This is a genomic window from Streptomyces sp. NPDC050546, assembly GCF_044457425.1.
GTDB lineage: Bacteria > Actinomycetota > Actinomycetes > Streptomycetales > Streptomycetaceae > Streptomyces.
The window spans coordinates 131,863-148,251 of sequence record NZ_JBITGX010000010.1 but is presented as its reverse complement, the minus strand read 5'-3'; the positions used below and the strand labels follow the sequence as shown (position 1 = coordinate 148,251).

The 16,389-nt window shown below is 72.6% G+C and carries 15 protein-coding genes; 13 read left to right on the top strand and 2 right to left on the bottom strand.

What is annotated here, in order from left to right; translation table 11 throughout:
* The 9 genes from ACIBK5_RS25295 (at position 1) to ACIBK5_RS25255 (ending at position 9,940) form a co-directional block, all read left to right on the top strand.
* Positions 1-1,212 carry an NAD(P)/FAD-dependent oxidoreductase gene (locus ACIBK5_RS25295; protein WP_399022704.1) on the top strand — a complete coding sequence of 404 codons (1,212 nt, stop codon included), beginning with the start codon at positions 1-3 and terminating at the stop codon, positions 1,210-1,212.
* Complete coding sequence (locus tag ACIBK5_RS25290) at positions 1,209-2,021, top strand: acetoacetate decarboxylase family protein (protein ID WP_399022702.1); 813 nt, start codon at positions 1,209-1,211, stop codon at positions 2,019-2,021. The genes ACIBK5_RS25295 and ACIBK5_RS25290 overlap by 4 nt, the downstream gene beginning before the upstream one ends.
* A gap of 97 nt (positions 2,022-2,118) precedes the next feature.
* Positions 2,119-3,582, top strand: coding sequence for an aldehyde dehydrogenase (locus ACIBK5_RS25285; RefSeq protein ID WP_399022700.1), 1,464 nt, complete (start codon positions 2,119-2,121; stop codon positions 3,580-3,582).
* On the top strand, positions 3,575-4,516 hold the full coding sequence (locus tag ACIBK5_RS25280) for a 3,4-dihydroxyphenylacetate 2,3-dioxygenase (RefSeq protein WP_399022698.1): 942 nt from the start codon (positions 3,575-3,577) through the stop codon (positions 4,514-4,516). The genes ACIBK5_RS25285 and ACIBK5_RS25280 overlap by 8 nt, the downstream gene beginning before the upstream one ends.
* Positions 4,509-5,354, top strand: coding sequence for a fumarylacetoacetate hydrolase family protein (locus ACIBK5_RS25275; RefSeq protein WP_399022697.1), 846 nt, complete (start codon positions 4,509-4,511; stop codon positions 5,352-5,354). Before ACIBK5_RS25280 ends, ACIBK5_RS25275 begins: the two co-directional genes overlap by 8 nt.
* Before the next feature lie 106 nt (positions 5,355-5,460).
* Positions 5,461-6,063 carry a TetR/AcrR family transcriptional regulator gene (locus ACIBK5_RS25270; protein WP_399023065.1) on the top strand — a complete coding sequence of 201 codons (603 nt, stop codon included), beginning with the start codon at positions 5,461-5,463 and terminating at the stop codon, positions 6,061-6,063.
* Between the two features lie 215 nt (positions 6,064-6,278).
* The gene (locus ACIBK5_RS25265) at positions 6,279-7,736 is read left to right on the top strand and encodes an APC family permease (protein ID WP_399022696.1); all 1,458 of its coding nucleotides are present in this window, start codon (positions 6,279-6,281) and stop codon (positions 7,734-7,736) included.
* Between the two features lie 24 nt (positions 7,737-7,760).
* On the top strand, positions 7,761-9,251 hold the full coding sequence (locus tag ACIBK5_RS25260; RefSeq protein WP_399022694.1) for an aldehyde dehydrogenase: 1,491 nt from the start codon (positions 7,761-7,763) through the stop codon (positions 9,249-9,251).
* Complete coding sequence (locus ACIBK5_RS25255) at positions 9,248-9,940, top strand: gamma-glutamyl-gamma-aminobutyrate hydrolase family protein (protein ID WP_399022692.1); 693 nt, start codon at positions 9,248-9,250, stop codon at positions 9,938-9,940. Before ACIBK5_RS25260 ends, ACIBK5_RS25255 begins: the two co-directional genes overlap by 4 nt.
* Before the next feature lie 14 nt (positions 9,941-9,954).
* Here the strand turns inward: ACIBK5_RS25255 and ACIBK5_RS25250 are convergent, their stop codons facing one another.
* Positions 9,955-10,527, bottom strand: coding sequence for a MarR family winged helix-turn-helix transcriptional regulator (locus tag ACIBK5_RS25250; RefSeq protein ID WP_399022690.1), 573 nt, complete (start codon positions 10,525-10,527; stop codon positions 9,955-9,957).
* 104 nt (positions 10,528-10,631) lie between these two features.
* Between ACIBK5_RS25250 and ACIBK5_RS25245 the strand changes: the two genes are divergently transcribed.
* Positions 10,632-11,573: a TIGR03619 family F420-dependent LLM class oxidoreductase gene (locus ACIBK5_RS25245; RefSeq protein WP_399022688.1), complete on the top strand. Its 942-nt coding sequence runs from the start codon at positions 10,632-10,634 to the stop codon at positions 11,571-11,573.
* A 15-nt stretch (positions 11,574-11,588) separates the two neighbouring features.
* Here ACIBK5_RS25245 and ACIBK5_RS25240 read toward each other — a convergent pair whose 3' ends face one another.
* On the bottom strand, positions 11,589-12,620 hold the full coding sequence (locus tag ACIBK5_RS25240; RefSeq protein WP_399022687.1) for a response regulator transcription factor: 1,032 nt from the start codon (positions 12,618-12,620) through the stop codon (positions 11,589-11,591).
* Positions 12,621-12,852: 232 nt separating this feature from the next.
* Between ACIBK5_RS25240 and ACIBK5_RS25235 the strand changes: the two genes are divergently transcribed.
* The 3 genes from ACIBK5_RS25235 to ACIBK5_RS25225 are packed head-to-tail and all read left to right on the top strand — an operon-like array spanning position 12,853 to position 16,368.
* Complete coding sequence (locus ACIBK5_RS25235; protein WP_399022684.1) at positions 12,853-13,863, top strand: sugar ABC transporter substrate-binding protein; 1,011 nt, start codon at positions 12,853-12,855, stop codon at positions 13,861-13,863.
* A gap of 10 nt (positions 13,864-13,873) precedes the next feature.
* The gene (locus ACIBK5_RS25230) at positions 13,874-15,388 is read left to right on the top strand and encodes a sugar ABC transporter ATP-binding protein (RefSeq protein WP_399022682.1); all 1,515 of its coding nucleotides are present in this window, start codon (positions 13,874-13,876) and stop codon (positions 15,386-15,388) included.
* Complete coding sequence (locus tag ACIBK5_RS25225) at positions 15,385-16,368, top strand: ABC transporter permease (protein WP_399022680.1); 984 nt, start codon at positions 15,385-15,387, stop codon at positions 16,366-16,368. Before ACIBK5_RS25230 ends, ACIBK5_RS25225 begins: the two co-directional genes overlap by 4 nt.
* The last annotated feature ends 21 nt before the right edge of the window (positions 16,369-16,389 follow it).

The following is a 16,389-nucleotide window of genomic DNA, read 5'->3' as shown; positions in this document are numbered from 1 at the left end:
ATGAGCGGGCGCATCGTCGTGGCCGGCGCCTCCCTGGGCGGCCTGCGCGCGGCCGAGCAGCTGCGCACCGCCGGCTGGACCGGCGGCATCACGGTGCTCGGCGACGAGCCGCACCCGCCGTACAACCGGCCTCCGCTGTCCAAGGAGGTCCTCGCGGGCAAGGCGGCCTTCGCGTCGCTGGCCTTCACCCCGAAGGCGTCCGTGGCGGACGTGGAATGGCGGCTCGGCACGAAGGTGGCCGCGGCCCGGCTCGACGAGCGCACCGTCGTGCTCGACGACGGCTCGGTGCTCTCCTACGACGGTCTGGTCGTCGCCACCGGCATGCGGCCCTGGCGGCTGCGCTGCCCCGGGCCGGCCGCCGGCCGCCACACCGTCCGCACGATCGACGACGCCCGGCTGCTGCGGGGCGAACTCACCCGGCCCGGGGCGCGCGTGGTCGTGGTCGGCGCGGGATTCATCGGTTGCGAGGTCGCCTCGACGGCCCTCGGGCTGGGCGCGGGTGAGGTGACGGTGGTCGACCCGCTGCCCCTTCCGATGGTCGGGCCCCTCGGTGAGCTGCTCGCGCGTGTGCTGCTGCGGCGGCACGAGGAACGAGGGGTGCGTTTCGTGCTCGGTGCGGGTGTCGCCGGGTTCGAGGGGCGGGACCGTGTCACCGCTGTCGTTCTGAAGGACGGCTCCGTGCTTCCCGCCGATGTGGTGGTGGAGTCCGTCGGCTCGGTCGCCAACACCGAGTGGCTGGACGGCAACGGGCTCGACCTGGACGACGGGGTGCTCACCGATGAACACCTGCGCGTCGGCGGCCGGTCCGAGGTCGTCGCCGTCGGCGATGTCGCCCGCTTCCCCAACGCCCGCTACGACGGTGTGCCGCGCCGGGTCGAGCACTGGTCCGTCCCGGCCGACTCGGCCAAGCACGCCGCGAAGGTGCTGGTCGGAGGCGCGGCCGGTCTGACGCCCTTCGCGCCGCTGCCCACCTTCTGGAGCGACCAGCACGACTTCCGGCTCCAGTCCTTCGGCGCGCCCGCTCTCGGGCTCGGTGACGTCCGCGTCCTCGACGGTGATCCCTCGGGGGACGTCCTGGTCGGCTACCACCGCGACGGACTGCTGGTCGGTGTCGTCGCGCTCGGCGGGCCGGCCGTCGGTCGTGCCGCCGCCCGCTGTCGCGCCGAGCTGCTGAAGCAGCCCGCCCTCACTGTGCAAGGAGCCCTCAAGTGACCGTAGTTCAGGGTTACTTCCACCCCAAGACGGCGAGCGGTGCCTCGTCGCTGATCCCCGCGCCCCCGTGGCGCTACTCCGGAGACCTGCTGACCGTCGAATACCGGACAGATCCCTCGCGGGTGCGCGAACTACTGCCCGAGCCACTGGAGTTGGCCGACGAGGACCCGGGGGCCGTCGCCCTGATCTGGGCGGACTGGCAGTCGTGCTCGGGGGCGGGGGAGGAGCTGCTCGATCCTGTGCGGGCGCAGTACAAGGAGGCGTTCGCGGTCGTGCGGTGCAAGTTCCGCGGGCGGACCTACTCGCGGTGCGTCTACATCTGGGTCGACAAGGACTTCGCGATCGCGCGAGGGCTGCATCAGGGGTATCCGAAGAAGCTCGGGTCCATCCACCAGACGCGGCCGCATCCGTATGGGCCCGCGCCGCGGATCGAGGCGGGGGCGCGGTTCGGGGCGACGCTGGCCGCGGCGGACCGGCGGCTGGCTCAGGCCGTGGTGACGCTGCGCGAGCCATCGGAGAGCGGCGGCTTCGTCAATGCCCATCCCATGGCCCATCACCGGTGGCTGCCGTCCATCGAGAACGGAAAGGGGCTGGCTCTCGACGAGCTGATCGAGTCCGGGGCGGCGTCGTTCGAGGGTGGGCAGGCGTGGGTCGGTGACGCTGAGTTGGAGTTGTTCGAGGCGCCCACCGAGGAGCTTGCCCGGCTGGAGGTGCGTGAGCCGATCGCTGCGTACTACCGGCAGGTCGGGGTGGTCTGGGACGGGGGGCGGCTGCTTGAGGTCGGTACGTCAGCAGCGTGTGCCGAGTGAGGTTTGTGGGCGGGTGCGGGTCCGTCGTGATTGTTCGCGCAGTTCCCCGCGCCCCTGAGGACGTGCGACAGCCCCTCTTCTGAATGGAACCCTTCTCATGCCTGACAACATCATCGTCGCGGGTGTCTCCATCGATACCCGGCACTGGATCGGCGGCGAGCGCGTCGCCTCCGCCACCACCTTCACCGACCACTCGCCGATCGACGGCGGTGCTCTCGGCGAGATCGCCCGGGGCGGTCCCGTCGAGGCCCAAGCCGCCGTCGCCGCCGCCCGGGACGCCTTTCCCGCCTGGGCCGCCACCTCCCGTACGGAACGCGCCCGCATCCTCCACGCCATCGCCGACGGGGTCGAGAAGCGGATCGAAGAGCTGGCGATCGTCGAGACCACCGACAACGGCGCCCTCCTGCGTTCCCACCGCCGGGGCGTGATGCCCCGTGTCGCCCACAACTTCCGGTTCTTCGCGGACTGGTTGCTGTCGCTCGGCCACGAGGACTTCGAGACCCGAGGGCACACCAACCACGTCAGCTGGGACCCGGCAGGGCCCTGTGTGCTGATCACCCCGTGGAACGCGCCCCTGATGCTGGCCACCTGGAAGGTCGCCCCTGCCCTCGCCGCCGGCAATACCGTCGTCCTCAAGCCGGCGGAGTGGTCCCCGCTGACCGCCTCCCTGCTGGCCGACATCGCGGCCGAGGCCGGGCTGCCGGCCGGGGTGCTGAATGTCGTCCAGGGGTACGGCTCGGAGATCGGGGACGCCCTGACCTCGCATCCGGACGTGCGCCGGATCAGTTTCACGGGGTCCGTGCCGACCGCGAAGCGGATCGCGGAGTCGGCCGCCGCGCAGCTCACCCCCCTGAGCCTCGAACTCGGCGGCAAGTCACCGCTGCTGGTGTTCGCCGACGCCGATCTCGAGCTGGCCGTGGACCTCGCCGTCGAGCAGTACGACAACGCCGGGCAGGTCTGTCTGGCGGGCACCCGGCTGCTCGTCGAGGAGACGGTCGCCGACGAGTTCACCCGCAGGTTCGCCGAGAAGGCGGCCGGGCTCAGGCAGGGCGACCCGCGGGACGAAGGCACCGACATCGGGCCCAACATCCACCCCCGGCAGCTGGAGAAGATCGACGGCTTTGTGCGGCGGGCGGTCGCGGCCGGGGCGCGGGCCGTCGTCGGAGGGCACCGGAAGGACGGCCAGTACTACGCGCCGACCCTGCTCACCGAGGTCGACCAGGACTCCGAGATCGTGCAGGAGGAGGTCTTCGGGCCGGTCCTGACCCTCCAGACCTTCACCGGCGAGGACGAGGCCGTCCGGCTCGCCAACGGCACCCGCTTCGGGCTGGCCGCCACCGTCGTCACCGGCGATCGCGACCGTGCCGAGCGGGTCACCGCGCGGCTCGTCGCGGGCACGGTCTGGGTCAACTGCTTCTTCGTACGCGACCTCCAGGCACCCTTCGGCGGCTCCCGGCAGTCCGGCGTCGGCCGGGAGGGCGGCACCTGGAGCTTCGACTTCTACTGCGACCTGAAGAACACCGTCACCGCCCCGAAGGGATGGAGCCAGGACCATGGGTGAGATCGTCGGGGCGGGGCTGCTCGCCCACGTCCCCACCATCGTGCTCCCCGAGGCGGATCGCCGGGAGCTCAACGAGGGCAAGGAGATCACCCTCGTGACCGGGCTCCGGGAGCTCCGCGGGGACGTCTTCGAACGCGACGACTACGACACCGTGGTCGTGCTCGACTCCCACTGGGCGACCACCGTCGAGTTCGTCGTCACCGCGCAGGAGCGGCGCGCGGGCCTGTTCACCTCCGAGGAGCTGCCGCGCGGCATGTGCAGGATGCCGTACGACTTCCCCGGCGACCCCGAACTCGCCCACAACATGGCCGGGTTCGCCGACAAGCACGGCACCTGGATCACCCCGATCGACGACGCGTACCTGCCGATCTACTACGCCACTCTCAACCTCTGGAAGTACCTGGGGGAGGGACTGCCCGACAAACGGTGGATCACCATCGGCGTCTGCCAGACCGGCGACATGGAGGACCATCTGAGGCTCGGGCGGGCACTGGCCGACGGGATCGCCGCCACCCCGGGGCGACGGGTGCTGGTCATCGCCTCCGGCGCCCTGTCGCACACCTTCTGGCCGCTGCGCGAACTGCGCGACCACGAGGCCAGCGACCCCGTCCACATTCGTACGCCCGAAGCGCGCGAGGCCGACGAGGAGCGGATCGCCTGGTTCAAGGAGGGCCGCCACGACAAGGTCCTCGACACCATGGACGCGTTCTGGCGGTACAAGCCCGAGGCGAAGTTCTTCCACTACCTGATGCTGGCCGGCGCCCTCGGCGAGCAGGCCTGCGTCGCCCGGGCCCGCCAGTACGGCGAGTACGAGAACTCCGTCGGCACCGGCCAGGTCCACCTCTGGTTCGACCGGCCGGCCGACGGCTGGACCGGGGGCCACGCCACCCCCGCCGCTGACCACACCCCCGCGCAGGAGTCCGCCCATGCCTGAGTACCGCAGAATCCTCCTCGACGGCGCCGCGGTCCAGGTCACCGTCGACGGTGACGAACTGGTCGCCGGGGACGGCCGCCGCGTCAAGACCGGGACGGCACAGCATCTGCCGCCGGTCGTGCCGTCCAAGGTCATCGCCGTCCACCTCAACCACCGCAGCCGGGTGGACGAGTTTCGGATCGGCCTGCCCGACACCCCCACCTACTTCCACAAGCCGACCTCCGCCCTCAACGCCCATCAGGGCGCGGTCGTCCGCCCGGAGGGCTGCAAGTGGCTCAACTACGAGGGCGAGGTCGCCATCGTCATCGGGCGGACCGCGCGGAACATCGCACCGGCCGAGGCGGGGGAGTACATCGCCGGCTACACCGTCGCCAACGACTACGGGCTGCACGACTTCCGCGACACCGACGCCGGCTCCATGCTTCGCGTCAAGGGCTCCGACACCCTCTGCCCGCTCGGCCCCGGCCTCGTCACCGACTGGGACTTCCACGGCAAACGGCTGCGGACCTACGTCAACGGACAGGTCGTTCAGGACGGCTCCACCGACGAGATGACGTGGGACATGCACTACCTCGTCGCCGACATAGCCCGCACCATCACCCTCCACCCGGGGGACGTCCTCCTGTCCGGCACGCCCGCCAACTCGCGCCCCGTGCAGCCGGGAGACGTCGTGGAGGTGGAGGTCGAAGGGCTGGGACGGCTCACCAACCACATCGTGACCGGGCCGACCGCCATCCGCTCGGACGTGGGCGCCCAGCCCACCGAGTCCGAGGAGGTGTTGTCGACCGCACTCGGCGGCGACTGGGAGTTCCGTGGCATCCGGCCGCCGCGCCGCTGACGTGGGGACCGGAAGCGGCGTCACCGCCGTGGGGACCGGATACGGCGTCGCCGAGGTGGGTCCCGTCCGCGCCGCCGAGCGGGACGGCCCGGGTAGGGTCGCGGGCATGACCGAGCCCGCCGGGCGCCGCCCCCGCAAGCGCGTGAACTACGGCACGGGCCGCGAGGCCCTGCTGGAGGCCGCCGTGCGGGTCGTCGCCCGGGGCGGGCTGCGCAGGCTCACCTACCGGGCGGTCGCGGAGGAGGCCGGTGTCACCCACGGCCTGGTCGTGCACCACTTCGGCTCCCGCGACGCCCTGATCGAGGAGGCCGTCGCCCACGCCATCCGCTCCTCGCTGAGCAGCAGCGCCCTCGAACCGGGCACGGGCGAGGTGGCCGACTTCTCGGTCGGCCTGACGGACATGGTGGAGGCCGGGCCGGACCTCCAGGCCTTCCAGTACGAACTGCTGCTGGAGTCCCGGCGCCGCCCCGAGCTCCTCGCCCACCTGCGGTCGCTGTACGACGAGTACTTCGACGCGACCCGGCGCGAACTCACCCAGATGCTGCCCGGACCGGTCGACGAGGGCCTGTCCCGGATGGTCTTCGCCACGCTGGAGGGACTCGTCCTGCACCAGCTGGTCTTCGGCGAGCGCGAGGTCATCGAGGACGCCCTCGACGAACTGCGCGCGGTACTGCGGCTGCTCGCCGAGCGCCGGGACGACAAGGCCTGACCCTCCCGGTCCTCCCGGTCCTCCCGGCCCTCCTGGACCTCCCGGCCCTCCTGGACCTCCCGGCCCTCCTGGACCTCCTGGACCTCACGGCCGTCCTGGACCGGAGCCCCGGAATTCCTCGCCCCTCACCCCTTGCCAAACGGATAGTTCCGCCCCACGATGAGGCAACTCGTTTGGCCTGAAACGATCCTTCCTCCCTCTGGCAGGTGATCCGAGTGGACAGTCAGACGGTCTCCCCGCACACGGCGAAACCGGACGCGCCCACCGCAGGCACGCTCAAGCCCGACGCCCTCGGCGTCCTGGGCATCCTCTTCTTCGTCCTGTCCGCCCAGGCCCCGCTCACCGGCATCGCCGGCGCGGCCCCCATCGCCGTGGCGCTCGGCAACGGGCCCGGCGTGCCCGCCGCCTATCTGGTGGCGGGCCTGGTGATCCTGCTGTTCTCGGTGGGCTTCGTCGCCATGGGCCGCCATGTCGTGGACGCGGGCGCCTTCTACACCTACATCGGCAAGGGCCTGGGCCGGACCACCGGCACCGGCAGCGCGGGCCTCGCGCTCTTCGCGTACTGCACCATCCAGGCCGCCATGTACGGGCTCTACGGCTCCATCGTGAGCGGCCTGGTCGCGCACCACACCGGCCTCGACCTGCCGTGGTGGGTCTGGACGCTGGCCACCATGGCCGTCGTCCAGGCGCTCGGCGCGGCCGGTGTCGAGATGGGCGCCAAGGTGCTGGCCGTCTTCGTCCTGGCCGAGTTCAGCATCCTGGCGGTCTTCGCCCTGGTCACCCTCGTCAAGGGCGGCGGCCCCGAGGGGCTCGGCCTCGCCGACAGCTTCTCCCCGGCCGCAGCCCTGGACGGAGCGCCGGGCGTGGCCGTGATGTTCGCCGTGGCGTCCATGTTCGGCTTCGAGGCCACCGCGATCTACGGCGAGGAGGCCCGGGAGCCGAGGAAGACCGTGCCACGGGCCACCTACCTCGCGGTCGCCGTCGTCACCGGCTTCTTCGCCCTGACCTCCTGGATGATCGTCTCCTCCTACGGCGCCTCCCAGGCCACCGCGGCCGCGGGCAAGGCCCTGGAGGGCGGCGACGGGGCCGGGTTCGTCTTCGCGCCCATCGCGGCCGAGTTCGGCGGCTGGGTGGGCGACGTGCTGCCGGTGCTGCTCGCCACCTCCCTCTTCGCGGGCATCCTCACCTTCCACAACTCCGCCAACCGCTACCTGTTCTCGCTCGGCCGCGACGGACTGCTGCCACGCCGGCTGTGCGGACTCAACCGCCGCCATGCCCCCTGGACGGCGGGGTGTGTCCAGACCGTTCTGGCCGTCCTCCTCGTGCTCCCCTTCGCGCTCGCGGGCAAGGACCCGGTGCTCACGCTGTTCTCCTGGTTCAGCGGGGTCGCCGTCCTGGCCATGATGCTGCTGTACCTGCTGACCTCGGTGTCCGTCGTCGTCTTCTTCCGCCGCGAACGTCTCGACGCCCGCCCCTGGAACACCCTGATCGCACCCGTCCTGGGCGCGCTCGGCATCGCCGGGGCGATCTGGCTCATCCTCGCCAACTTCACCACCCTCATCGGCGGCGACCGCACCACGGCCCTGTGGCTCACGCTGCCGGTCCCGGTGGTCATGGCACTGGGCGTCGTGGCCGCGCGGGTGCGCAGACCGTCCGCCGACACACCGACCTGATCAGGGAAACCCCAAGGAGGTTCCATGCCGGCCGTCACCCACGACGAGTGGCTGCGCCGCGCCAAGGCGTTCCAGCCCTCCGGCGCCCATCACCTCGGCGGTGCCGACGAACCCGGGAGCGGGGCGACGTTCCCGGTCGTGTCCCCGCGGGACGGCCGGATCATCGCCGAGGTCGCCGACGCGGGCACCGCCGAGGTGGACGCGGCCGTCGCCGCCGCCCGGCGGGCCTTCGACACCGGCCCGTGGCCGCGCCTGGCACCCGCCGAGCGCGGCCGGGCCCTGCTCCGCCTCGCCGACCTGCTCGACGAGCGGCGCGAGGAACTGGCGTTGGCCGTCAGCCTGGAGATGGGCAAGCCGATCACGGACGCCCACGCCATCGAACTGCGCGCCGTCGTCAACACCTTCCGCTGGTACGGCCAGCTCGCGGACAAGCTCACCGACGAGTCCCCGTACACCGCCCCCGACGCCCTCGCCCTGGTCACCCGGGAACCCGCCGGGGTGGTCGGGGCGGTCGTCCCCTGGAACTTCCCGCTGACCCTGGCCGGCTGGAAGATCGCCCCCGCCCTGGCGGCCGGCTGCACGGTCGTCCTGAAGCCCTCGGAGCACTCACCGCTCTCCGCCCTGCTCCTGGGCCGCCTCGCGACCGAGGCCGGACTGCCGCCGGGCGTGCTCAACGTCCTGGGCGGCGACGGACCCACAGCCGGCCGGGCCCTGGGCCTCCACCCCGACGTCGACGTCCTGGCCTTCACCGGCTCCACCGCCGTCGGACGCCACTTCCTGCGCTACGCCGCCGACTCCAACCTGAAGCGGGTCTGGCTGGAGCTCGGAGGCAAGTCGCCCAACATCGTCCTGCCCGACGCCCCCGACCTCGACAAGGCCGCCGCCACCGCCGCCTGGGGCATCTTCTTCAACCAGGGCGAGATGTGCACGGCGCCTTCGCGGCTGCTCGTGCACGCCTCGATCGCCGAGCGGGTCACCGAGGCCGTGGTCCGGCGGGCCCGGGAGCTGCGCGTCGGCGATCCCCTCGACCCGGCGACGGAGATGGGAGCACTGGTCGGACAGGCCCACCTCGACCGCGTAAGCGACCACGTCCGACACGGCGTCGACGAGGGCGCCCGTCTGCGCACCGGCGGCGAACTCCTGCTCGCCGAGACGGGCGGGACCTACCTGGAGCCGACCGTCTTCGACCAGGTCGACCCCGGTTCGCGACTGGCCAGGGAGGAGATCTTCGGCCCCGTCCTGTCCGTGCTCGCCTTCGACGACCTCGACGAGGCGGTCCGCCTGGCCAACGCCACCGAGTACGGCCTCGCCGCCGGCCTGTGGACCTCCGACCTGTCCACCGCCCACCGGGTCTCCCGCAGGCTGAGGGCCGGCACGGTCTGGGTCAACTGCTACGAGGAGGGCGACCTGACCGTGCCCTTCGGCGGCATGAAGCAGTCCGGCAACGGCCGTGACAAGTCCGTCCACGCGCTGGAGAAGTACACCGAGCTCAAGACCACCTGGATCCAGCTGTGAGGCCACTGATCGCCGTGCCCGCCCGGTTCTCCGCGCGGACCTCCGCACTCCGGTACGCCGCCGAGGTCAACGCCCGGGCCCTGATCGAGGCCGTCTGGCGGGCCGGAGGCGAACCGGCGAGCATCCACCCGGCCGACACCGGCACCGCCGCCCGGCTCGCCCGCTTCGACGGCGTGCTGCTCCCCGGCGGCGGCGACCTCGCCCCCGCCCGCTACGGCGCCGCCGGCACGCACGACACCGTCTACGACGTCGACACCCTCCAGGACAGCTTCGACCTCGAGGTCGCCCGCCACGCCCTGGAGTCGGGCCTGCCCCTGCTCGCGATCTGCCGCGGCCTCCAGGTCGTGAACGTGGCCCTCGGCGGCACCCTGGAGCAGGACATGGGCGGCCCGGAGCGCGAGCACCGGCACCTGGTGCACCCCGTCACCCTGGAACCGGGCTCGGCCGTCTCCGCGGCCACCGGCGCCGAGAAGACCGACGTGTCCTGCTACCACCACCAGCGGGCCGACCGCCTGGGCGCGGGCCTGCGGGTGACGGCCCGAGCGGCTGACGGTACGGTCGAGGCGCTCGAACTCCCAGGCGCCCAAGGCTGGTTCACGGCCGTCCAGTGGCACCCGGAGGACACCGCCCACGAAGACCCCGCCCAGCAGGGCCTGTTCGAGGCGCTCGTCCGGGCCGCCGCCAGATGAGGCCGCCGCGGGAGTCAGGCCCGGGGCCGCCGCCCGCTGCGCCGGGGAGTGGGCTCGGCACCGCCCCGCAGGGACTCCCGCCGCTCCTCGCCGTGCTCCTCCACCTGGAGCACGACACTGCGCAGCCCCTCGGCGAGACTGTGGCACTCCTCGTCGCTGAGCCGGGCCGTCACGAAGGCCTCCTCGTCGTTGAACGCCGGAAAGACCCGCCGCATGAACGCGTCGCCCTCCTCCGTCAGGCTCAGCAGCACCAGCCGCCCGTCGCTCGGATGACCGTCCCGCCGCAGCAGCCCCCGCGACTCCAGCGTGCGCACCACCCCCGTCAGCGTGCCCTTGGAGATCCCCGCTTCCTCCGCCACATGCCGGGTCTCCGACTCGCCCCACACCCAGACCACCCACAGCACCACGAAGGCCGTCCAGGTCAGGTCGGATCCGCGCAGCACCGAGTTCTCCAGGTGCTGCCGCACGGCGGAGGCGGCCCGGTAGATGTTCGCCACCGCCGCCATCTGCTCCCGGCGGATCGGAAAACCACCGAGCTTCGCCGCTGCGAGCTTCTCGGCCTCGGTGATGGATCGCTGGCCCGGCACGGGCGGCTCCTTCGTCTGATCACGACGTGTCACGCTCGGGCGGCTCATCCTCGCCGTCCAGTCGTTCGGGCTCAAATTGTACGGAGATGAAAGGGAAACCCGACATGCCCACCCCTCCCCGCATGCTCCTCGTCCTCAGCGAGAACTGGACCCTGACCGGCGGCCGGGCCGATCTGCCCGCCGCCGTCCGCTGGGCCCGCGAGGCCGAGGACGCCGGCTTCGACGCCGTCATGGTCAGCGAGCACATCGTCCTCGGCCCCGACGCGGCAGCCGCCGGCATCATGGGCAACCCCCGCGACTACGCCCTCCCGGGCAACCAGGACCCGTGCACCCCCTGGCCCAACTCCCTGCTGCTGCTCGCCGCCATCGCCTCCGTCACCTCCCGGCTGCGCCTCGCCGCGGCGGCCGTACTCGCCCCGCTGCGCCACCCGCTGCTGCTCGCCCGCGAACTCGGCACCCTCGACCTGCTCAGCGAGGGACGGCTGGTCGTGCAGCCCACGGTGAGCTGGAGCAAGGACGAGTACGACGCCCTCGGTGTGCCCTTCGCCCGTCGGGGACGGCTCCTCGACGAGCAGCTGGAGGTCTGGGCGAAGGCCTGGGGCCCGTCCCCGCTGTCCCACGAGGGGCCGCACTACCCCTTCCAGGACGTCTGGTTCGAGCCCAAGGCCCACCGCCCGGACGGCCCCCGGCTCTGGTTCGGCGGTCAGCGCCTGCACGGACCCGTCCTGCGCCGCCTGGTGCGGTACGGCCACGGCTTCCATCCGCTCGGCCGGCCCACGCCCGAGGACCTTCGGTCGCTCAAGGACGCGATGGCGGCCGCCGGGCGGGACATCGCCGACCTGGAGATGATCGGCGGCACCCGGGCGGTCTTTCCGGACGACCGTTCCCCGGCGGACCTCGGCGCCGCGCTCGCCGTGATCCCCGGCCAACTGGAGCAGGGCTTCACCACGTTCTGCGTGAAACCGAACCAGTTCATCGACGACCCGGACGGAGTCGGGGCGTTCTGCCGCGAGGTCGTGCGGCGCGTCGCGGCACTGACCTCCTGAGGACCAGGCGCCGGATCACCGCTCGACGAAACGCCCGAGGTGATCCGGGTCCGGCCGCAGCAGCCCGTCCCGCACCGCGAGGGCGGTGGCCTCGGCGCGGGAGGCGCAGCCGGTCTTGCGCAGCAGATGCTCGACATGGCTGTGCACGGTCCGCGGGGACAGGAACAGCGCCTGCGCGATGGCCTGGTTGGTCTGCCCCGTGGCCGCCCGGGTGAGGACCTCCAGCTCCCGAGGGCTCAGCCCGTACGGCAGTTCCGTGGGGGTCTCGTGCACCAGTACCGCCTCCGATACGAGGCCGGTGCCCGGCGGGTGCCGGTGCAGGGCGACCCGCTGCCAGCCGCCCCCGGCCGGCCACAGCAGCCGCAGCCGCCGCCCGCCCGTGCCCGAGAAGGCGTCCAGCAGCGCGCGGAAGGGCCCGTCGTCCCGCAGCACCAGGGGCCGGTCCCGGCCCGGCAGGTCGATCACCCCGCCGTCACCGGTGACCAGGCTCGCCGCGTCCTCCTCGGCCAGTCCGTGCAGGTCACCGGCGTGCGCCAGCGGGTCGGCGAGCGAGGCCAGGGCCGGGATCACGGAGGCGAGCAGCAGCCGGGCGTCGGTGCCGTAGGCGTCCGCGCTCTCGGTGGAGAGATGGACGAGTCCCACCAGGCGGCCCCGATGCCGCAGGGCTCCCGTGACGCCGTCCCGGAAGCCGGCCGGCCGGACCCGCTCGGCGTAGAACCAGCCGTGCCGGAAGCGCGGGCCGGCGTCCTCGGAGTCCTCCGCGTCTTCCGAGATGGACGGTGGCAGCTCCCGCCGCACGACGTTCCGGTACCACGGGGTGCCGACGAACTCCCCGGCCAGGGCCTGCGAGGCCTCGGCCGTGTAGCCGATGCTCGCGATCTGGACGTGGGAGCCGGTCAGCGGGTCGATCGTGAGCAGGGTCGCGGCGTCCAGCGGCAGGGCGCGGGCGAGTTCTCGCAGGGCCTGCGCGGAGGCCGACGCGGTGTCGCGCTCGCGGGTGAGCATGCCGATGCGGGCGGCTGCCGCGATCTGGTGGTGGCTGGGCATGACGAGCCTCCGGACGGCTCGGGCGACGATATCGTTTGGGGCCTAACGATAGGGCTCCGGTCCGTGCCCGACAAGGTGCCGACCGACTCGCGCGAGGGCCCGGTGCACGGCCGGTCGCCGTCGGCAGTCGGTATTTGTACGGATGGTGCGGCGGGCCCCGCGGGTCTTTCCTGTTCGGCACAGCAGCCGGACGCCCGCTCCAGTCGGGCCCGCCCCTCGGAGAGCCCACGCGATGACCCAACCCCTGTACACCGCCTCGCGCAGACACTTCCTCGCCCTGTCCGCCGCCACAGCACTGTCCGCCGCCGGATGCTCGGCACCGGAGAACACGGCCGCCTCGGCCAAGCCCTCGCGGTCCGGCGGCACCCGCCTGACGAAGATCGGCCTCGACTACCCCTTCACCCAACTCCCGCTCTACTCCACGCTGGTGAAGCTCTCCACGGCCCAGGCGAAGCGGCACGGCATCTCGTTGCTCACGACCAGCGACAACGCCAGTGCCGACACCCAGGCGAGCAACCTCAACACCTGGGTCGCCCGCGAGGTCCCGGCCATCGTGTCCTTCCCGATGGTCTTCGAGGCCGCCGAGCCCATCGCCAAGGCGGCCCTCGACGCGGGACTGATCTGGGTGACCTACGGCGGCTCCCTCCAGCACCAGAGCGCCGACATACAGTTCAGCTTCCGCGAGGGCGGCACCCTGCTCGGCGAGGCAGCGGCGAAGTGGGCCGAGGAACACCTCGGCGGCAAGGGCAAGATCGCCTTCCTCACCGACAGCACCATCGAGCTGGGCCGCGAACGCACCAAAGGCATGATCGACGCCTTCACCAAGCTGGCGCCCGGCGTCGACGTGGTGGCGCGGGAACAGGCCATCGACCCGGACACGGGCCTGTCGAAGACGAAGGCGATCCTCGCCAAGCACCCCGACCTCAACCTCGTCCTCGGCGTCACGGACGCCGCCGCGTACGGCGGATTCAAGGCACTCCAGCAGTCGGGCCGCGACAAGGACGACGCGAAGACCTTCGTCGGCGGACAGGACGGCTCCGCGCCCTCGCTCCTCGCCGTCAAGCAGGGCACCTTCTACCGGGCCTCCGCCGCCCTGGCGCCGAAGGACATCGCCGCCGCCATCGTCGAGGTGCCGCGCGCGGTCGCGGCGGGCAAGGCGAACCCCAGCACCCAGGTGCCCATCACGCTGGTACAGCGCGCCGACACCGCCCGGATCGACACGCTCCTCGCGCAGAACGCCTAGGCCCACGACCATGACGACCACGAACCTCCGTGTCCGCGGCCTGACCAAGTCCTTCGGCGGAGTCCGGGCCCTGGACGGCGTGGACCTCACCGTCCCCGCCGGCCAGGTGCACGCCCTGCTCGGCCACAACGGCGCAGGCAAGTCCACCCTCATCAAGTGCCTGGGCGGTGCCTTCCCGCCCGACGCCGGCACCATCGAGGTGGGCGGAACGACCCACACCCGCCTCAGTCCCCGCGAGTCGATCGCGGCCGGCGTGGCGATCATCTTCCAGACGCTCAGCGTGGTCGACGCTCTCACCGTGGCGGAGAACATCTTCCTCGGCCAGGAGTGGACCCGGTACGGCCGCATCGACCGGCGCGCCCAGGAGGACGTCGCCGCCGGGCTGCTGGAGCGGGTCGCGGCCCGGTGCTCCCCGCGCGACCGGGTGGGTGATCTGCCCATGGGACAACGCCAGTTGGTGGAGATCGCCAAGGCCCTCAGCCGCAGCGCCTCCGTCCTGGTCCTCGACGAACCGACGGCCGCCCTGTCCGGCGCGGAGACCGACGCCCTGGCCGAACGCGTGGAGGACCTGCGCACCCAGGGACTCGCCATCGTCTACGTCACCCATCTGCTGGCGGAGGTGGAACGGCTCGCGGACGCGGTGACGGTCCTGCGCGACGGACGGGTCGCGCACCAGGGCACGGTGACCGGGCAGACCCGGGCCGAACTGGTCACGGCGATCGCGGGGCGGCCGACGGAGGAGGTGCGCGGGCCCCGGCCCCGCCGTACGTCAACCGCACCCCGGCTCGTCGTGGAAGCCCTGGGCGGCCCCGGCTTCGGCCCCGTCGACGTCACCGTCGCCGAAGGGGAACGCGTGGGCCTCTTCGGGCTCATCGGCTCCGGCCGCACCCGCATCCTGGAGACCCTCTACGGCAGGCGCCGCGCCACCGCCGGAACGATCCGGGTCGGTGACCGTACCGTCGCCCCCGCCAGACCGGCCGACGCGCTCGCCGCGGGGATCGCGCTCGTGCCGGCGGACCGGCGCACACAGGGCCTGTTCCCGTCGCTGTCCGCGCAGGACAACGCGCTGCTGCCGGCCGTCCGGCCCCTGGCCCGCCACGGCATACGGGCGTTGCGCAGCGAGCGGCGGGTGTTCGAGGCGCTGGCCGCGGCGGTGGGGCTGCGTCCGGCCCGGCCCGGGCTGCCGGCGGGCGCGTTCTCCGGCGGCAACCAGCAGAAGCTCGTCCTGGGCCGGTGGATCAACGAGGCCCGGCACGTGGACGTCCTGCTGCTGGACGAGCCGACGCAGGGCGTCGACGTGGGCGCCCGGCAGGAGATCTACCGGGTCGTGTCGTCCCTCGCCGCCGAGCGTGGCACCGCCGTGCTGTTCGCCTCCAGCGACCCCGAGGAGGTCGTGGCGCTCGCCGACCGCTGCCTGATCGTCGCCGGCGGACGGATCGCCGGCGAACTCTCGGGTGCCGAACTCACCGAACAGGCCCTGCTGTCGGCCGTCCACACCCCCCTGCCCGCCGAAGGAGCAGCATGACCACCGCCGACCCCGTCCTCACCCGCCCCCGGCTCCTGGCCACGGGCGGGCTGGACACCGTACGCCGCAACCCGCTCCTCGTTGTGCTCGTCGCCATGGTGCTGGTCTTCCAGCTGACCACGGGCAGTTTCCTCGACCCGGCCAACCTGAGCGGCATCGCCACCGACGCCGCCACCCTCGCCATCGTCGCCGTCCCGCTGGCCCTGCTCGTCATCAGCGGCTACCTCGACCTGTCCGTCGGCTCCACGCTCGCCCTCGGCGGGCTGGTCGCGGGCTGGCTGGCCGGCCAGCACCACCAGTCACCCGCCGTCGCCCTGCTGGGGGCGCTCGCCGCCGGGGCGGCGGTCGGGGCGGTGAACGGCGTCCTGTGCTGCTACTTCGGCCTGTCCGCGTTCATCGTCACCCTCGGGATGCTGACGGCCGTACGGGGCCTGGCACAGCAGCTGTTCCCGCTGCCGCTGAGCGGCTTCGGCTCCGGGTTCGCCTGGATCGGCGGGGCGCGGATCGCCGGAGTCGCGGCGCCGGTCGTCATCGCGGCACTGGTGCTGGCGGCGGGCGTGCTCTTCCTGGCGCTCACCCCGGCCGGACGGCACGTCTTCGCCATCGGCGTCAACCGGGAGGCCGCCCACCTCTCCGGCATCCAGGTCCGCCGTACCCCGTTCGCGCTGTTCGTCGTCACCGGCGTGGCCGCCGCCCTCGCCGGGGTCGTCAAGGCGTCGGTGCTGGACAGCGTGGTCGCCGGAACCTCCGGGGCCGGGTTCGAACTGACCGTGCTCACCGCGGTGCTGCTCGGCGGAGTGGCCCTCACCGGCGGCACCGGGTCGATCCTCGGCGTCCTGCTCGGCGTGCTCTTCCTCGGCGGTCTGCAGAACGGCCTGACCCTGCTGAACGTGCCGACGTTCTGGCAGCAGATGGCCCAGGGCGTCGCGCTGGTGGCCGGCGCGGCCCTCGCGTACTTCGCACCCCGCACGGGGCGCTGACTCACCTCCTCCGCTCCCCGA